Genomic DNA, 17,275 nt, shown 5'->3' on the forward strand with positions numbered 1-17,275 from the left:
CCTTTATAGGGGCTTTTTATTGAATGTTACATCTAGGCTATTTAATTATTTGCCTGAAGTAAATTCTGGATAAGCTTCCATACCACATTCAGCAATATCAACGCCTTCATACTCTTCTTCTTCAGAAACTCGAATACCCATAATAGCTTTCAGTGCAAACCACACAACGAAGCTAGAAGCGAATACCCAAACGAAGATAGTAACGGCACCCACTAATTGACCAACAATAGTGGCATCAGTAGTTGCAGGAACAAGTAATAGACCTAATAAACCAACAACACCATGTACAGAGATAGCACCCACTGGATCATCAATCTTAATTTTATCTAAAGCTAAGATAGAGAATACAACTAGAACACCACCTAAAGCACCAAATAGTGTAGCTTGTAAAGCAGTAGGAGCAGAAGGTTCAGCTGTGATTGCAACTAAGCCTGCTAATGCGCCATTTAACGCCATTGTTAAATCAGCTTTCTTGAATAATATACGGGCAACAATTAATGCACCGATAACACCACCAGCCGCAGCCGCATTAGTATTTAAGAATACCATCGCAACTGAGTTAGCACTTGCAATGTCGCCAAGTTTAAGTACAGAACCACCGTTGAAACCAAACCAACCCATCCATAAAATGAATGTACCTAAGGTAGCCAATGGTAAGTTTGCACCAGGAATCGCTTTAGCAGTACCGTCTGCGGCATATTTACCTTTACGAGCACCTAATAAAAGAACACCCGCTAAAGCAGCTGCAGCACCAGCCATATGAACAATACCTGAACCCGCGAAATCAGAGAAACCAAAATCGTCGCCAAGGTTGTAAAGACCAAATACATCGTTACCACCCCAAGTCCAACCGCCTTCTAACGGATAAATAACACCCGTCATGACAACAGCAAACGCTAAGAAAGCCCAAAGCTTCATACGCTCAGCAACCGCACCCGATACAATAGACATAGCCGTTGCAACAAATACAACTTGGAAGAAGAAATCAGACGCACCAGAATAGATAGAACCACCTACAAAGCCATCTTCACGTGCAGCAAAATCAGAAAGAACCGCTGCCGAATCTACAGTTTCAATACCCTGTAAGAAAACACCACCACCATACATAATGTCGTAACCAACAACTAAGTACATGATGCAAGAGATAGCGAATAACGCTACATTTTTAGTTAAAATTTCGGTTGTATTTTTAGCACGTACTAGACCTGCTTCTAACATGGCGAAACCAGCCGCCATCCACATAACTAAGGCACCACATACTAAAAAGTAAAATGTGTCCATAGCATACTGTAAGTGGAATATGTTGTTTTCCATTATATTCTCCCCAAATATAGTTAATTAATCAAAAGGTTAAATAGCTGAATCGCCAGTTTCACCGGTACGGATACGCACAACTTGTTCTAAATCGTAAACGAAGATTTTACCATCGCCGATTTTGCCGGTTTGCGCTGCAGATGAGATTGCTTCAAGCAGACGTTCAACGTTGTCGTCTGTGATAGCGATTTCTAATTTAACCTTTGGTAGGAAATCGACTTGATATTCTGCGCCACGATATAGCTCAGTATGACCTTTTTGACGTCCAAAACCTTTTACTTCTGTTACTGTTAAACCATCGATGCCAATTTCAGAGATAGCTTCTCTTACATCGTCTAGTTTAAATGGTTTGATGATCGCTGTGACCAGTTTCATGTTATTACTCCAAATTAACCAAAAAATTAATCTCGAGTAGTACAATACAACTGTTATGCCAACATTAATAAACACTTAAAAAACAAATAGTTAGCAATATAGAGAAGTATTAAACACAGAAACGCACAACATTTGTGCGCTCAAACAGGATTTCACCGCACCAAATTAAAGCAACCAGTTTTAAAACACGCGTTAAAAACGATAAAAGCAAGTGGATTACAACAAATCAGTCATAATCGAATAAAAAAACGATTTAGCTGAATATTAGTGTTTATGCGTTATAAATTAAGGCTTAAGCCATTAACGATAGGTTAACAAACTATATACATTTTAAAGAAAAGCACTATAAAGGGGATTTATCACACTGCACAAATATAATGCAATGTGATTCTATTCATTATTTTCGGCGAAGCGGTGGTGCATCTATATCCATTTTAGGTGCAACTATCGATACTTTTTTCTTTGGCTTATGTACTTTAGGCTTACTACTTTTAGCTTTATTTGATTTAGCTTTAACCGCATTAGCATTTTTAGGTTTAGCCGGTGTTTTAAACACGCCTTTAAATTTAGCCTCTAAGCCTTCGATCACAGAGAAGTTAATATCTATTTGTAAAAAGGCTTTAAGCTGCTCAAAGCTTTGCCAATCACGTTTGCCCACAATAGAGTATGCATCACCTTTAAAACCAGCACGTCCGGTTCGGCCGATACGATGAATATATTCTTCTGCTATTTTAGGTAAATCAAAGTTAATAACCGCACTCACGTTTTTTAAATCTAATCCCCGAGAAGAAACATCAGTCGTAACCAGTACTTTAAATCGACTACGTGAAAAATCATCTAAAACTGAATTACGCTTGGCCTGCGAAAGGTTACCCGACAACCCGGCAGCATCCATACCTTGCTCAACTAAAAATTCAGCTAACCCTTGAGTGTCATCTCGCGTTGCCGTAAAGATTATTATTTGGTTTTGCGGTGTTGATTTGACTAAATATGCCAATAACGCTTTTTTGTGATCCAGATGATCAGCAAGATAAAAGTGCTGTGTGATATCTTGGTGTTGATCACTTGCAGCCCCAACGGCAATCCGTTTGGGCGCATTTAACAATGATTGACCAATCGATAAAACATCGGCGTTATCTAACGTTGCCGAAAAAAGTAATGTTTGCCTTTTTCGATGATTTGCCGCGGTATGTATGTGCTTTAATTGGTCTGAAAAACCAAGGTCAAGCATGCGATCAGCTTCATCAAAAACTAAGACTTCTAAACTCTCTAAGGTTAAATGGCGATGAGTTAAGTGATCAGCCAAACGGCCAGGTGTAGCAACAATGATTTTAGGTTGCTTGCGTAATATCTTGGCTTGATCATTAAAATTATCACCCCCTATTAATTTCACTGCCGTGTATTGCGTATTAGCAATTAATAACCGTAATTGCGCATAAACTTGATTAGCTAACTCACGAGTAGGCGCCAAAACGACAGCTCTAGGATCACGTTTACTAAACGCACGTGTGTATAACATGTTGTGCAATACGGGTAATAAATATGCAAGCGTTTTACCTGAACCTGTTTGTGACGACGCGATGAGATCACTGCCATTTAAAGCCGATGGGATCGCAAGCTGTTGTATTTCAGTCGCGCCTTTAAACCCCATATGGTCTAGTGATTTAAGTAGAAGAGGGTGTAAACGGAATTCGGTAAATTTCAACGAGAGAGCTCCAGTAAATTAACAGCGCTTATTATACCGTTTCTTATTAAATAAGCGAGTTAACAGCATCCCTAAAGGTTTAAAATTCAAATATATTAACTCACATGCAGCTCTCTAGTAATGGGAATCTAGTAGAGCTACATCAACAACAATGGATTACATTTATTGTAAATTTTTAGCAACCACCGTATCTTGCAATGATATATCTAACCATAAATGCGACTGCGCAATGGGTGTTCCGTTAGGTAGATTATGATTTTCCAATTGAACTATATTCAGGTTTTCTTTGCTCAACTTACTAATAGCGTTTTTAACAAAAGTTTGTTGATAATAAAATTGATCAAACTCACCACTTTTAATCAAAATATTTATACCTTGCCTAAGGTCATTTGCCAATTTTGCGTTATTTGTAAAATAATAAATGGGCTGTGTGTATGCCAATGCAACAGCCGAACGATGAATTCCATTATCAAGCCCCTTTTCTATCATTATTTTGTTATAAGTATCAAAAACCAGTAAAGGAATGGGAAGCATATCAAAACGCCCGCCTTCAAGCATATGCAATAAATGAGCTGGTTTGCTCGCAGTGTAGGTAGTCAAACCACTGCTAAGTAACGTGTTTGCATTTTCTGAAGCGCGTAGCTGGCCAAAAGTATAATTTTTTAATTTTGTTTGAGTTAAATAGCGTATGCTTGAGAGATCCATGCTCTTATTAGTGAGAATAATCTGATATCCTTCTAGGCCTTTATATATCGGTATTTTAACTGCATTAAACTCCAGCTCCAATGCTTTAGAAGTTGTTTGCCACATTACCGATATTTCATCTTCAAGTAGCGCTTGCTGCAAAGCATGTCCACTCAAGTTAGTCGGCTTAGTCGCAATTCTGGGAGGAGTACGATTATCTTTAGCACTTAATGCTTTGTGTAAAAGTACTTGAGCATAATGGTCTTGAGCACTAAATGTTTTAGGCGTAATTATGTCAATACTCGCCATTGCGCTCACCGAAACAAGCATACTATATAGGGTTAATACATAGATGAGTTGATGTTTTATCATGACCCTTTCCTTAGTTAATTATAATAATCTTCTTTAATTAACTATTAGTTTAAGTCGGTCTGTTGCTTTAATTATGTTCAATTAAATTATATTTTTATTACCAAACGTAAAAAATGAAGGTCATTTAATTTAACTCCCTGTTAATAAATGATTATTTTAAATGAGTAATATTACCAACCATATTTAATTGGGTTTAAGCTAGGTAATAGATGGGAAATAGCGACTTAATTCTGCGGCGATCGCTTACAATTATCTTTTAATGAATAAAGACCATTTGTGAATAGAGTTAACCCTTTCAGTGACTAACTCTATTCATAACTATCATAATAGCTAGGTATCTAGGGTAACAAACTCTTCTGCCGAGGTAGGATGAATTGCAATCGTATTATCGAAATCCGCTTTAGTCGCGCCCATTTTCATTGCAACAGCAAAGCCTTGCAATAGTTCATCTGAGCCAAAGCCAATAGAATGAATGCCGACTATTTTTTCATTTTCGCCAACACAAACTAATTTCATACGTGTAGGTTGACGATGAGAGGTCATCGCCTGATAGAGTGCAGTAAATTGAGATTTATACACCTTAACACTTTCATTACCGTGTTTAGCTATCGCCTCTGCTTCTGTTAAACCGACAGTGCCAATCGGTGGGTGACTAAAGACAACCGTCGCGATGGTAGAGTAATCTAGGTGTGCATCAACTTGATTATTAAATAAACGCTCTGCTAATCGACGTCCTGCTGCAACGGCTACCGGTGTTAATTGAGCTCGCCCGGTATTATCGCCAACGGCATAAACACCTGCGACGCTTGTATTTTGATATTTATCAGTTGGAATAAAACCGTTATCATTTAGTTCAATACCTGCCGCTTGAATATTAATATTGTCTGTTGCTGGTTCTCGCCCTATCGCCCAAAGTACACAGTCAACAGGAGGTAAACTATTGCCATTTTCTAAATGAACCACTAATGACTTATCTTCTAATTGCTCAATATTTGTTGGCGAAGATTGTTTATGCAGCATAGGGCCATCTTCATTCATCACTTCAACTAATGTGTCGCTCAAAATAGGATCAAAATTACGTAGCGGCTTATCTTTACGCACAACCAAATGTGTTTCAGAACCTAAAGCATGAAATACCCCCGCGATCTCAACGGCAATATAACCCGCTCCAATAACAGCTACGCGCTTAGGTTGCTCAGTCAAGGCAAAAAAACCATCAGAGGTTATACCAAACCCTGCTCCCGGTATATTGGGAACAGCAGGTCGACCACCAGTGGCTATAACAATATGGTCAGCGGTATATTGAGTTCCATTGACTTCGACTGTATTTTTATCAATAAACTTCGCAAAGCCATTGATTACGGTTACACCATTGCTATCAAACCCTCGTTGATATGAGGCATGTATGCGCTCTATGTAGGCTTCTCGGTTTTTAACTAAACGCGACCAGTCTAACGTCGGGCTTTGCATGTCAAATCCGTAATCTTTACCATATTTTATTGCATCAGCTATTTGCCCTGCATACCACATCGCTTTTTTAGGAACACAACCGACATTAACACAGGTGCCACCAATATATTTGGCTTCAATCACGGCTGCTTTTTTACCATGCTTAGCAGCCCTGTTAGCACTGGCAATACCGCCACTGCCACCACCAATCGCTAAAAAATCAAAATGTTGTGTCATGTTCACTCCGTTTTATTTTAGTTCGATACTTATGAATTATGATTAAAGCAGATAAAATCATCTATGAATATTTAACCTGTACTTAATCAGCTTATTAAATAGCTTGGTTTATCATGTTGGATTGAAATAGCGTGAATAGCAATTTACTTTTACCGATTACACTTATCGATAAAATATATTAAGCTTAATGCTAATTTATAATTTAATCGATTTTATTATGCAAACTACAATTTTCGACAAAATCATAGCTAAAGAAATCCCTGCGGATATTGTCTATGAAGATGATAAGGCACTTGCCTTTAAAGACATTAGCCCACAAGCCCCCACTCACCTATTGATCATACCTAAAGTGAGTATTGCCACCATTAATGATATCAATAGTGATAATGCAGAATTAGTCGGTCACTTATTTGTTGTCGCAGCTAAAATAGCAAAAGAAGCGGGGTTTGCTGATGATGGGTATAGGGTTGTTATGAACTGCAATGAAGATGGTGGCCAAACCGTCTATCATATCCATTTGCATTTATTAGCCGGCAAGCCTTTAGGCTGGCCACCTTACCAAGAAAGATTAAAATAATAATCACAGATATAAAAAAACCGATAAGCAGCTGCATATCGGTTTTTTTAACAGTGAAACAGAGTTTACTTAATAACTTTCAAATGACTTCTGCTTTTTGCTTTATTGGTTTGCTCAGCTTGCGGTGGCTCTTCGTTTTCGATTGCAGTTAGCGGCGACTTCGAAACCTCTGGCTCTTCAGCTTCGCTAAGTATGTTGAATACATCACTGCTTTCAACTTCATCACTTTCTTCAATATCTTCCGGCGGAAACGGCATGCCTTCACCCGTTTCTTTGGCATAGATATAAACAATAGCATAAATAGGCACGATCAAATGTCGAGGCTGACCACCAAAACGCGCATTAAATGAAAGCTCATCGTCGTTTATTTGTAATGAACCCGTCGATTGCGAGGAGATATTTAAGACAATTTGACCATCTTTAACATGCTCGCGCGGCACTTGTACATTTGGCGCATTCGCGTTAACAACTAAGTACGGAGTACAATTATTATCTTGTATCCATTCATACATAGCTCTAACCAAATAAGGCTTACATGAAGTCATTGTTGGCATAACTAAACTCGCATATCTCTTTCAGCATCAGTTAATGATGCTTGAAATGAATCACGTTCAAAAACACGCATCATGTAGTTTTTAACTTCTTTACTGCCTTGGCCAATTAAATCAATGCCAAGTTTTGGCAAGCGCCAAAGTAAAGGAGCTAACACACAGTCAACCAAACTGAATTCTTCACTCATAAAGTAAGGTGTTTCAGCAAACACAGGGGCAATAGCTAAAATACTTTCACGTAATTCAGAACGTGCAGCAGCTGATTCTTCATTGCAAGCTTCGATTTTAGTAACAAGGGAATACCAGTCTTGCTCGATACGCTCCATCATTAAACGACTTTTACCACGGGCAACAGGATAGACAGCCATCAGTGGCGGATGAGGAAAACGCTCATCTAAGTACTCCATAATGATATTTGCGTTATACAACACTAATTCACGGTCGATCAAAGTTGGAACGCTTCCATATGGATTTACTTCCCAAAGTTCTTCCGGTTTGTTGTTTTCGTCAATTAGTTTAATGTCAACACTAACACCTTTCTCTGCTAATACGATTCGAACCTGGTGACTATACAGATCGATTTCGTCAGCATATAGCGTCATGACAGAACGTTTATTGGCGGCAACAGCCATGGGTAATCTCCTAAAATAGCTTGAATATTATCTGACACCTGTCAGTAATATAATCGTTACTTGTTGTAGAAAAATAATATTTTAACAACAACTTAAGCAAGACTATACAAACACTAAAGGGGAGCTAAGCCCCCCCAATATTAATTAACGCTTACATTACACTAATTAGTGTACGTCACGCCAATAATCTTTCTTAAGTAGGTAAATAAAGAACACAAAGATAATTAAAAACCCTATGACCCATGTACCTAATCTTTCTGATTCTAAACGCGTTGGTTCAGCGGTATAAACTAAGTAATTAACTAAATCACGCATTGCTGCGTCATATTCTTCAGGTGACAATTTACCAGAACCATCAACTACAATTTTTTCACCTTGTTGTACACCTTCTTCACCATCAACCATTGCAGTGTGCGCAATTTTAGTTGGAATACCTTGTAAGCTTTGTAAAACATGCGGCATACCTACATTAGGAAATACCGTGTTATTTACGCCAAAAGGTCTTAAAGGATCAACATAAAAACTTCGTAAATACGTATAAATCCAATCAGGGGTACGAACACGTGCAACTAAAGTTAGATCAGGTGGTGTGCTACCAAACCATTTAGGCGCATCGTCTTCAGGCATCGTATTAGTGATATGATCACCTACTTTTTCGCCTGTAAACATTAAATTTTCTTTAAGCACATCAAGTGAAATACCATTGTCATCAGCTGTACGCTGATAACGTTGATATTTTTGCTGATGACAACCTAAACAATAGTTAACAAATAATGCCATACCACGTTGAATAGACGCTTTATCCCTTAAATCAACTTCAACATGATCTAAAGGCACACTTGAACCCGCACCAAAAGCAAGAGCCGGTAATAAAGCCAATAAAGTAATTAGTATTTTTTTCATTTCGTGATCCTCTCTGGTAGAGGCTTACATTTCTCGTTTTTACTATACAACCATAATAAGCCGAAGTAGGCAAAGTATAACAATGAAGCAACTTGAGCCATGATTGTATACGTTGGTGTAGCAGGTTTAACACCTAAGTAACCTAATAGTACAAAGCAAACCGTAAATTGCGCTAAGTTAACCTTATGTAATGTGCTTCTATAGCGAATAGACTTAACTTTACAACGATCTAACCAAGGCAATAATGCAAGCATGACAATTGCAGCAAACATCGCAATAACACCTAATAATTTATCAGGTACAGCTCGTAAAATGGCATAGAACGGCGTGAAATACCAAACTGGAGCAATATGCTCTGGTGTTTTCATTGGGTTTGCAGCTTCAAAATTTGGTGGCTCTAAGAAGAAACCGCCCATCTCTGGGGTAAAGAAGAGCACATATGAACATAATATTAAGAATATACCAAACGCCACTAGATCTTTTAAAACGATGTGTGGGAAGAAAGGTACAATATCATCCAAGATATCTTTCTTATTAGTGTAATATTCATGAATTTTGAACTTCGTTTTCTCATCATCAGATAAAGAACCTTTAGGTCGTTTTACATCAACGCCATCTGGGTTATTAGACCCAACCTCGTGCAACGCAACAATGTGTAAAAAGACAAGAACAACAATAACTAAAGGTAAAGCAATAACATGCAATGCAAAGAAACGATTTAACGTCGCACCCGAGATTACATAATCACCACGGATCCAAAGCGTTATATCATCACCAATAACAGGAATTGCACCAAACAATGAGATAATAACTTGCGCCCCCCAATATGACATTTGCCCCCATGGTAATAAATATCCCATGAATGCTTCAGCCATTAAGGCTAGGTATATAAACATACCAAATAACCACAATAGTTCACGCGGCTTTTGGTAAGAGCCATACATCATCCCACGCATCATGTGTAAATAAACCACAACGAAGAATGCAGATGCACCGGTTGAATGCATATAACGTAATAACCAGCCATACTCTACATCACGCATGATGTATTCTACAGAAGCAAAGGCGCCTTCTGCACTAGGGTTATAACTCATTGTTAACCAAATACCCGTAACAATTTGATTAACTAAAACAATTGTTGCTAAGAAACCAAACACATACCAAAAATTCATATTTTTAGGTGCTGGGTATTGTAAAGCATGCATGTTGGCAACACGCATCATTGGAATACGATATTCAATCCAATCAAGTAAATTTTTCCACATGATTATGCTGCCCCTTGCTCTTCACCAACTAAAATGGTGTTGTCGTCAATATAGTAATGAGGTGGGATCTGTAAGTTTAATGGCGCAGGTACGCTTTGAAACACGCGACCTGACATATCAAATTTAGAACCGTGACATGGGCAGAAGAAACCATCAGGCACACCTTCTACTTTCGCTTCAAACTCTTCAGGAATATACTGAGGTGAACAACCCAAATGAGTACAAATACCCACTGCAACCAATATTTCAGGTTTAATAGAACGGTGTCTATTTTGGGCATAGCTTGGCTGCTGTTCATTTTCAGACGCAGCATCACGTAGCTGGTCTTCATGACCCGCTAGGCCAGCAATCATTTCAGGTGTACGATTTACAATCCAAACCGGTTTGCCACGCCATTCTACGCGCAGCATTTGGCCAGGTTCAATTTTACTAATATTAACTTCTACCGGTGCACCAGCTGCTTTAGCTTTAGCACTTGGGTTCCAAGAAGCAATAAAAGGAACAGCGGCTCCTGCTACCCCAACGCCACCCACTACTGAAGTGGCGACGGTCAGAAAGCGACGACGACTGTTATCGACAGGCGCATTACTCATCCAATGTTCTCCGAGACTTTAACTTTATGGTAAGTTCAATACCAACTTTAGTGACAATACACCAATCATCATAGTAACAACGCTCATAAAAATTAAAATCACATAGCCGTTTTGGCTTCTTAGCTCATATTCTTTCACAAGAATGAAAGCAAACTAACTATGTTGACCGAAATGATTAAAAACGCTTATTTATTATACTGATTTGCGTAAATCGACCTAACGCTGACAAAATAAGGTGAATGATATAAAAATTCCGCTATTTTTGACAGGAAAAATGTCAAAAAACACCGTTAAATCTAGGCTTTAGTTTGAATTAGATCAAATTCAACAGCGTTGTTTACAAAACAATTAAAAAATGCAAAAAAAAACCCAGTAAAAACTGGGCTTTTCTGATATTCGAAAATTCGAATTAACGTTTTGAGAATTGTGGACGCTTACGCGCTTTCTTAAGACCCACTTTCTTACGCTCAACTTTACGTGCATCACGAGTAACATAACCCGCTTGACGTAATGCTGGACGTAATGATTCATCAAATTCCATTAATGCACGAGTGATACCGTGACGAATTGCACCAGCTTGACCTGTCATACCGCCACCAACAACTGTTACATAAATATCAAATTTTTCAGTCATTTCAACTAATTCTAATGGTTGACGAACAACCATACGAGAAGTTTCGCGACCAAAGAAAGTATCTAATGAACGTTTATTTACTGTGATGTTACCACTACCTGGACGTATAAATACGCGAGCAGTAGAACTTTTACGACGGCCAGTACCGTAATATTGTGTAGTTGCCATGCCTATAGCTCCCTATTAGATGTCTAATACTTGAGGCTGTTGAGCCTGATGATTATGCTCTGTGCCAGCGTAAACTTTTAGCTTACGAAACATAGCACGACCTAATGGGCCTTTAGGCAACATACCTTTAACCGCACTTTCGATGATCATTTCTGGCTTTTTCGCTTGTAATTTATCAAACGTAATTGATTTTAATCCGCCAATATAACCAGAATGCGCGTAGTATACTTTATCAGTGAATTTAGCACCGGTAACAGCTACTTTTTCAGCATTAACAACAACGATATAATCGCCAGTATCAACGTGAGGAGTGTATTCTGGCTTATGCTTTCCGCGTAAACGGCTAGCGATTTCAGTCGCGATGCGACCTAATGTTTTACCTTCTGCATCAACAACATACCAGTCGCGTTGAACAGATTCGGCTTTCGCAGTAAAAGTTTTCATTATTAAATGAACCCAAACTCAAAAAAATCTATAATATAATTGAGGCTTTCGCCTCCCCATTTTATGCTGAAAACCCCTTCGAGAATTCATACAAGGGCTGACAATATAATCAGCCGGATCGGGCTGGGGCGCGAATTATACAGGATGGTGAAAAAATATTCACCTTTTTATTTAAAATTTCAATCATAATTCAATAACACACGACTGAAACAAGCCAGAGCAATGCTTTTATTTGAAGCACAGAAAGAAATTAGCGGTTAAACGACCGGTTTGTGGATCACTATTAACATTTTTATTAATGTCATCAACGTAAATTGAATGAAATACAGACGTTGGATAAATAACTAATCGATTTTGCTTATATTTAACCAGGTGCGTTAAATTAAAGTGAGCATTAGAATCCGTAAAATATTTACTCTCGGTTTTATCTTGTTGCGAAATAAACTGCTCTTCAGCTTTGATATAGGTATCAAGCCGTTCAGCGCTAATGCATTCAAAATTTGATGGGTTATGCCGATAAAATGCAGTCCCGCCAAAATCCCCTTGATTCAAATAGTGCAACACAGCATAACAATTAGGCATTGGCGTATCAAAGTGAGGTTTACTTTGTGCAGGGGTCAAATTTTCAACGGTTGATGTTAGTAATGAATAAACCCCATCCATTGGATATAAAGACAAATACGGCGAAACATTAAAAGGGTCACGCTGAAATAGAGGTTTTATTGCGCGTAAAATCGCATTGCCATACTCAGCGCCAATAGATGAATGCAACCCTGGATAATGCAAACCATCTCGTGGAGAAGTAAAAGGTTGAGCGGCTGCAACACTGCGCACAGATTCAATATTTTCAACAAAATCATCAATCACTAAGATAGGTGTTTTCTCGTTACCCACATGGAAAATCGAACATTGCATATTTTGATTAATTTCAATCATAGAATAATATCCATCAAAGCTTAAGGAATATGAGCTGTGGCAAGATATTCGTGAGATTGCATTTCTTGCAACCGACTCATACAACGTTTAAATTCAAAATTTAACGTCCCGTCAGAATACAGCCCCTCAATAGGTGACTCTGCTGAAATAATCAATTTAACATTCCGTTCGTAAAACTCATCTACAAGCGAAATAAAGCGCCTAGCGGCATCATCATTTGTACGCCCCATATTTTTAACATTACGCAGCAATACCGTATGATAAATCCGGCTGATTTCCATATAATCGGTTTGGCTGCGTGCCGATTCGCATAATACTGAAAAATCAAACAATACCACACCATCACAAACTGAACGGCAAGGAATAGCCCGATTAGCAATATCAATGGAAACCGAATGCTCAATAGGCTCTATAGCCAGTTGAGAGAAATATTGATTTAAATTGATGTCAGCTTGTTCATCTAGAGGTGCATGAAAAATCTCGGCTTGCGTCAGTGTACGTAGTCGATAATCCACACCATGGTCAACATTCACAATGTCACAATGTTTATTAATCAATTCAATAGCCGGTAAAAAACGCGCCCGTTGTAATCCGTTGCGATAAAGTTCATCAGGGATAATATTTGAAGTCGCAACAAGTATGACATCGTGTGCAAATAGTTTTTCGAACAAACCGCCTAGCAGCATAGCGTCGGTAATATCTGAGACAAAAAATTCATCAAAACAAATAATCCTGACCTCACTGGCAAATTTTTTAGCGATGACATCCAGTGGGTTTTCAGTATTTTTTAACTGTGCTAATTCATCATGAACCCGGTGCATAAATCGATGAAAATGCACTCGCATTTTATTATCGAAAGGAAGGCATTCAAAAAAAGTATCAACTAAATACGTTTTGCCTCGACCAACCCCGCCCCAAAAATACAAACCATTTATAGGTTCTTTTGTTGGTTTCTTAAACAATGTCGTTAAATTAGCGAGAAATCCGGTTGAATTAACTTGATCAGAAGTCACTAAAGCATCATATAATCGTTGTAGATGCTTAATCGCATTTTCTTGAGCAGGATCATAATGAAAATCGTCTCGTTTTAAATCAGATTGATAACAGGAGAGTGGCGTTTTTGCAGATATTTTCATATTTATGATAAAAAGCGATTAGGTTAAAGTATTTTATATTAAGCTAGAATTATACATGCAAGCACGCGCAAATGAACTAATAGAAGGTAATAAGCTATGACGTGGTTAATCGGAACATCAATTTTTATCGCAGGCACAATCATTGGTTTTGTTGTAAACCACTTTTTGTCTCTTACCAATCAAAAAAAGAAGCAACTTGAAGCCGAGTTAGCTGAAAAACAGCAAACTCAAGATGAATTAAAAGTTGCACTTAATGAATACTTAGCGGGTGTTGAATCAGCATTTTTATCTTTAGCCGAACAAGCACAACAGGCAGCGGTTAAAGCTAACGAATTTAGTTCGACGGTGTCTTCAACTAAAAAGCCGATTGACGAGATAATTCCTTACTTTGGCAGTGCCGTAACAGAAGGCTTAAAGCAAACTAAACCGGTTGAACAACTCAGTAAAAATGTAGAAAAAGCCTCAACCGATAATGCGCCGCTTGATTACACCGAAGGTAACTCAGGTATTTTGATGAACCAAACAGCAAAATAACTTGAAATTCAAGCAACTAAACATTATTTCAGATCAGCAGTATTAAATAAACATCACACAGTAACTAAATTAATTTTTATGTGTAGTGAATTGAACTTTTTAAATTTATAACGAGTCTAGTATGTTATTAACGCATGGGTAAGCGCTATTGCCCATGCAAAACTGACATTTAGTTTTCAATTTAATAGGGGAATCCATTTAAATATGTCTGTTTTTAATTTACCTAAAATAATTATTCTAACCGCTTGTTTGGCCATTCCAACATTTGCCAATGCTGGCATTCCTTGGTTTAACGATAATGACAAGCAGCCGACGCTTGCACCCATGCTAGAAAAAACGACCCCCGCGGTCGTTAATATATCAGCTGCGGGTACAAAGGTAGAAAAACAAGAAATCCCTGAAGTATTTCGTCGTTTTTTTGGTCATCAATCACCTCGAAATCAACAAACAGAGCGTCCTTTTAGTTCTGTCGGTTCAGGCGTTATTATTGATGCTAAAAAAGGTTATGTCGTCACAAACCACCACGTGATTGATAATGCCGATGAAATTGTCGTAACGCTAAAAGACGGCCGTCAATTTGATGCAAAAAAATTAGGTTCAGATCCAAAGAGCGATGTTGCATTACTACAAATATCCGCTGATAATTTAACCGCAATTGGTATCGCTAACTCGGATGAGTTACGTGTGGGTGATTTTGCCATCGCAATAGGCAATCCATTTGGTTTAGGTCAAACAGTGACTTCTGGCATTGTCAGTGCATTAGGCCGTAGCGGACTTGGTGTTGAAAAGCTTGAAAACTTCATTCAAACCGATGCAGCCATTAATAGTGGTAATTCAGGTGGCGCACTGGTCAATTTCAAAGGCGATTTAATCGGTATAAATACCGCAATTCTTGGTCCTAATGGCGGTAATGTTGGAATTGGCTTTGCTATCCCATCTAATATGATGCAAAGTTTAGTTGATCAAATCATTGAATACGGCGAAGTAAAACGTGGGGTGTTGGGTATTTCCGGACGCTCTATTACTGCTGAATCAGCCAAAAGCTGGGGGTTAGACACACCACAAGGGGCTTTTGTAGAGCAAGTTTATCCTGACACGGCCGCTGCTGAAGCGGGATTAAAAGCAGGCGACATTATTGTTAGCGTTAATGGTAAAACGACGGTTTCTTTTAATGAATTACGAGCCCAAATAGCCACAATAGGTGCCGGTAAAACCGTAACGTTAGGCATTATTAGAGAAAGCAAAGAGCAATCCATTGATGTGGTTTTACGAGAAGCATCAGCAAGTAAAGTAGAAGCCGCTGTATTACACCCTGCTTTAGAAGGTGCTGAATTAAGTAATGCTGAAGACGGCGGTATTAGCGTTGATGAAGTCGCTTCTCGCTCACCGGCACACGCCATTGGCTTAAAAACCGGCGATATTATTGTTGGCGTTAATCGTTTGCGTATTAAAAATATAGCCGAATTACGTGAGATATTTGACGAGAAAAAGGGTTCTGTATATCTAAACATTGTACGCGGGCAAACTTCGCTGTATATTTTCATTAGATAATAATTAAAGTGCGGAGATATCTCCGCACTTCCCTACTCACCATTAGAATGCTAAATATAAATACAACCTTTAATTTTATTTTAAAAACCTGCGCCCTAAGCATTTTGTTTATTGTTCTAGCATTTACTTTTTTCCCTGATCTAAAATCAAATAATAGGTTATGGCACGCAGTCATTAAACAAAGCACGCCGAGTAACGACCCCATCAGCTTTGCTGTCGCCGTAAAACGTTCAGCCCCTGCCGTGGTCAATATATACACACGAGGTTTTCAACCCGGAGGACGCCTTTTAAATAACACAACACGTGAAGTTCAGCGCTTAGGTTCAGGCGTTATTGCATCCAATAAAGGTTTTATTTTAACCGCCGAACATGTCGTAAAAGATGCTGAATTGATCATGGTTGCACTGCAAGATGGGCGTTACTTTGAGGCCCAGTTAATTGGTACCGATCCTGCCAACGATCTCGCCGTACTTTATGTTGAAGCAAACAATTTACCTGTGATCCCAATAAACAAAACTAGATTGATTCAAGCTGGCGATGTTGTGCTGGCAATTGGTAACCCATACAACCTTGGACAAACAATAACTCAAGGTATTATCAGCGCGACAGGTCGTTCGGGGCTCACATCCAATAAAGCGATTAATTTAGACTACTCTGATTTCATTCAAATGGACGCTGCGATCAATGATGGTAACTCAGGTGGTGCGCTCGTTAACTCACTAGGTGAATTAGTGGGCGTTAACTCAGCTAAATTAGCAACTCGATTAAGACAAAATACCCAAGGTATTTTCTTTGCCGTTAATGCACATTCTGCACTTAAAATAATGGACCGAATCATCGCGGATGGCCGGGTCGTACGCAGTTATTTAGGCATTGCCGGTAGTGACCATGTTCTGCCAACAGAATTAAAGAAAATAGATAATGCGATTGCGATTGAAGTCAGTAGTGTCGCCCCAGGTAGTCCAGCCGAGTTAGCAGGGATCCGCCGTGGCGATTTAATCTTTGAAATAGCTAACAACCCAATTACCCACCCTAGTGACGTACTCGAATGGCTCGAACATTCTAAACCAGGAACCGAAGTAAAAGTGCTTCTTGTAAGACAAAACATTATTCTAGAAAAAACCGTAACGTTAGCAGAAGTACCTCAAGCATAAATCGCTTATAAAAAAGGGATGTTAATTAACATCCCTTTTTTTAACGACTTAACGTAAGCCT

Annotated in this window: 18 protein-coding genes; 4 read left to right on the forward strand and 14 right to left on the reverse strand. The window is 38.6% G+C overall.

The features are described from left to right. Positions 1-45: 45 nt before the first annotated feature. From DPX34_RS09900 to gorA, 5 genes are all read right to left on the reverse strand, one after another. A complete protein-coding gene (locus tag DPX34_RS09900; protein WP_111978266.1) occupies positions 46-1,314 on the reverse strand; it encodes an ammonium transporter in 1,269 nt (422 codons plus the stop codon). A gap of 36 nt (positions 1,315-1,350) precedes the next feature. After that, the gene (glnK, locus tag DPX34_RS09905) at positions 1,351-1,689 is read right to left on the reverse strand and encodes a P-II family nitrogen regulator (protein ID WP_111978267.1); all 339 of its coding nucleotides are present in this window, start codon (positions 1,687-1,689) and stop codon (positions 1,351-1,353) included. A 397-nt stretch (positions 1,690-2,086) separates the two neighbouring features. Then, positions 2,087-3,394 (reverse strand): DEAD/DEAH box helicase, encoded by a 1,308-nt coding sequence (locus tag DPX34_RS09910; RefSeq protein ID WP_198673672.1) that lies wholly within the window; start codon positions 3,392-3,394, stop codon positions 2,087-2,089. A 162-nt stretch (positions 3,395-3,556) separates the two neighbouring features. Next, entirely contained in the window at positions 3,557-4,450 is an 894-nt protein-coding gene (locus DPX34_RS09915) for a hypothetical protein (RefSeq protein ID WP_111978268.1), read from the reverse strand. Positions 4,451-4,780: 330 nt separating this feature from the next. Further along, a complete protein-coding gene (gene gorA / locus DPX34_RS09920; RefSeq protein ID WP_111978269.1) occupies positions 4,781-6,136 on the reverse strand; it encodes a glutathione-disulfide reductase in 1,356 nt (451 codons plus the stop codon). 217 nt (positions 6,137-6,353) lie between these two features. On the opposite strand from gorA, the gene DPX34_RS09925 reads away from it, so the two are divergent. After that, positions 6,354-6,713 (forward strand): histidine triad nucleotide-binding protein, encoded by a 360-nt coding sequence (locus tag DPX34_RS09925; protein WP_111978345.1) that lies wholly within the window; start codon positions 6,354-6,356, stop codon positions 6,711-6,713. Positions 6,714-6,778: 65 nt separating this feature from the next. On the opposite strand, the gene DPX34_RS09930 is transcribed toward DPX34_RS09925, so the two are convergent. The 9 genes from DPX34_RS09930 to zapE all read right to left on the reverse strand — a co-directional run bounded on the left by DPX34_RS09930 (position 6,779) and on the right by zapE (position 13,975). Then, the gene (locus DPX34_RS09930; protein ID WP_111978270.1) at positions 6,779-7,267 is read right to left on the reverse strand and encodes a ClpXP protease specificity-enhancing factor; all 489 of its coding nucleotides are present in this window, start codon (positions 7,265-7,267) and stop codon (positions 6,779-6,781) included. Positions 7,268-7,269: 2 nt separating this feature from the next. Continuing rightward, a complete protein-coding gene (gene sspA, locus DPX34_RS09935; protein WP_111978271.1) occupies positions 7,270-7,896 on the reverse strand; it encodes a stringent starvation protein SspA in 627 nt (208 codons plus the stop codon). Between the two features lie 165 nt (positions 7,897-8,061). After that, entirely contained in the window at positions 8,062-8,799 is a 738-nt protein-coding gene (locus tag DPX34_RS09940; RefSeq protein ID WP_111978272.1) for a cytochrome c1, read from the reverse strand. Further along, complete coding sequence (locus DPX34_RS09945; RefSeq protein ID WP_111978273.1) at positions 8,796-10,064, reverse strand: cytochrome b; 1,269 nt, start codon at positions 10,062-10,064, stop codon at positions 8,796-8,798. The genes DPX34_RS09940 and DPX34_RS09945 overlap by 4 nt, the downstream gene beginning before the upstream one ends. Positions 10,065-10,066: 2 nt before the next feature. Further along, the gene (gene petA / locus DPX34_RS09950) at positions 10,067-10,657 is read right to left on the reverse strand and encodes a ubiquinol-cytochrome c reductase iron-sulfur subunit (protein ID WP_111978274.1); all 591 of its coding nucleotides are present in this window, start codon (positions 10,655-10,657) and stop codon (positions 10,067-10,069) included. A gap of 409 nt (positions 10,658-11,066) precedes the next feature. Then, the gene (rpsI, locus tag DPX34_RS09955) at positions 11,067-11,459 is read right to left on the reverse strand and encodes a 30S ribosomal protein S9 (RefSeq protein WP_111978275.1); all 393 of its coding nucleotides are present in this window, start codon (positions 11,457-11,459) and stop codon (positions 11,067-11,069) included. A gap of 15 nt (positions 11,460-11,474) precedes the next feature. Continuing rightward, positions 11,475-11,903 carry a 50S ribosomal protein L13 gene (gene rplM, locus DPX34_RS09960; RefSeq protein WP_111978276.1) on the reverse strand — a complete coding sequence of 143 codons (429 nt, stop codon included), beginning with the start codon at positions 11,901-11,903 and terminating at the stop codon, positions 11,475-11,477. A gap of 228 nt (positions 11,904-12,131) precedes the next feature. Continuing rightward, positions 12,132-12,839, reverse strand: a complete 708-nt coding sequence (locus DPX34_RS09965; RefSeq protein WP_111978277.1) for a DUF6445 family protein — start codon at positions 12,837-12,839, stop codon at positions 12,132-12,134. Positions 12,840-12,859: 20 nt separating this feature from the next. Continuing rightward, positions 12,860-13,975, reverse strand: a complete 1,116-nt coding sequence (gene zapE, locus DPX34_RS09970) for a cell division protein ZapE (protein ID WP_198673673.1) — start codon at positions 13,973-13,975, stop codon at positions 12,860-12,862. A gap of 96 nt (positions 13,976-14,071) precedes the next feature. On the opposite strand from zapE, the gene DPX34_RS09975 reads away from it, so the two are divergent. The 3 genes from DPX34_RS09975 (at position 14,072) to DPX34_RS09985 (ending at position 17,214) form a co-directional block, all read left to right on the forward strand. Continuing rightward, positions 14,072-14,509 carry a Z-ring associated ZapG family protein gene (locus DPX34_RS09975; RefSeq protein WP_111978278.1) on the forward strand — a complete coding sequence of 146 codons (438 nt, stop codon included), beginning with the start codon at positions 14,072-14,074 and terminating at the stop codon, positions 14,507-14,509. Between the two features lie 204 nt (positions 14,510-14,713). Beyond that, positions 14,714-16,060 carry a Do family serine endopeptidase gene (locus DPX34_RS09980; RefSeq protein ID WP_111978279.1) on the forward strand — a complete coding sequence of 449 codons (1,347 nt, stop codon included), beginning with the start codon at positions 14,714-14,716 and terminating at the stop codon, positions 16,058-16,060. A 104-nt stretch (positions 16,061-16,164) separates the two neighbouring features. Continuing rightward, positions 16,165-17,214 carry a trypsin-like peptidase domain-containing protein gene (locus tag DPX34_RS09985; protein WP_232824704.1) on the forward strand — a complete coding sequence of 350 codons (1,050 nt, stop codon included), beginning with the start codon at positions 16,165-16,167 and terminating at the stop codon, positions 17,212-17,214. The last annotated feature ends 61 nt before the right edge of the window (positions 17,215-17,275 follow it).

Source organism: Algibacillus agarilyticus (genome assembly GCF_003286125.1).
Classification (GTDB): Bacteria; Pseudomonadota; Gammaproteobacteria; order Enterobacterales; family Alteromonadaceae; genus Algibacillus; species Algibacillus agarilyticus.

Coding starts and splice junctions, on each gene's coding strand:
- rplM (WP_111978276.1), bottom strand. CDS start 11,903: ATGAAAACTTTTACTGCGAAAGCCGAATCTGTTCAACGCGACTGGTAT.
- DPX34_RS09975 (WP_111978278.1), top strand. CDS start 14,072: ATGACGTGGTTAATCGGAACATCAATTTTTATCGCAGGCACAATCATT.
- rpsI (WP_111978275.1), bottom strand. CDS start 11,459: ATGGCAACTACACAATATTACGGTACTGGCCGTCGTAAAAGTTCTACT.
- DPX34_RS09945 (WP_111978273.1), bottom strand. CDS start 10,064: ATGTGGAAAAATTTACTTGATTGGATTGAATATCGTATTCCAATGATG.
- gorA (WP_111978269.1), bottom strand. CDS start 6,136: ATGACACAACATTTTGATTTTTTAGCGATTGGTGGTGGCAGTGGCGGT.
- petA (WP_111978274.1), bottom strand. CDS start 10,657: ATGAGTAATGCGCCTGTCGATAACAGTCGTCGTCGCTTTCTGACCGTC.
- DPX34_RS09965 (WP_111978277.1), bottom strand. CDS start 12,839: ATGATTGAAATTAATCAAAATATGCAATGTTCGATTTTCCATGTGGGT.
- sspA (WP_111978271.1), bottom strand. CDS start 7,896: ATGGCTGTTGCCGCCAATAAACGTTCTGTCATGACGCTATATGCTGAC.
- DPX34_RS09940 (WP_111978272.1), bottom strand. CDS start 8,799: ATGAAAAAAATACTAATTACTTTATTGGCTTTATTACCGGCTCTTGCT.
- zapE (WP_198673673.1), bottom strand. CDS start 13,975: ATGAAAATATCTGCAAAAACGCCACTCTCCTGTTATCAATCTGATTTA.
- glnK (WP_111978267.1), bottom strand. CDS start 1,689: ATGAAACTGGTCACAGCGATCATCAAACCATTTAAACTAGACGATGTA.
- DPX34_RS09930 (WP_111978270.1), bottom strand. CDS start 7,267: ATGCCAACAATGACTTCATGTAAGCCTTATTTGGTTAGAGCTATGTAT.
- DPX34_RS09900 (WP_111978266.1), bottom strand. CDS start 1,314: ATGGAAAACAACATATTCCACTTACAGTATGCTATGGACACATTTTAC.
- DPX34_RS09925 (WP_111978345.1), top strand. CDS start 6,354: ATGCAAACTACAATTTTCGACAAAATCATAGCTAAAGAAATCCCTGCG.
- DPX34_RS09980 (WP_111978279.1), top strand. CDS start 14,714: ATGTCTGTTTTTAATTTACCTAAAATAATTATTCTAACCGCTTGTTTG.
- DPX34_RS09915 (WP_111978268.1), bottom strand. CDS start 4,450: ATGATAAAACATCAACTCATCTATGTATTAACCCTATATAGTATGCTT.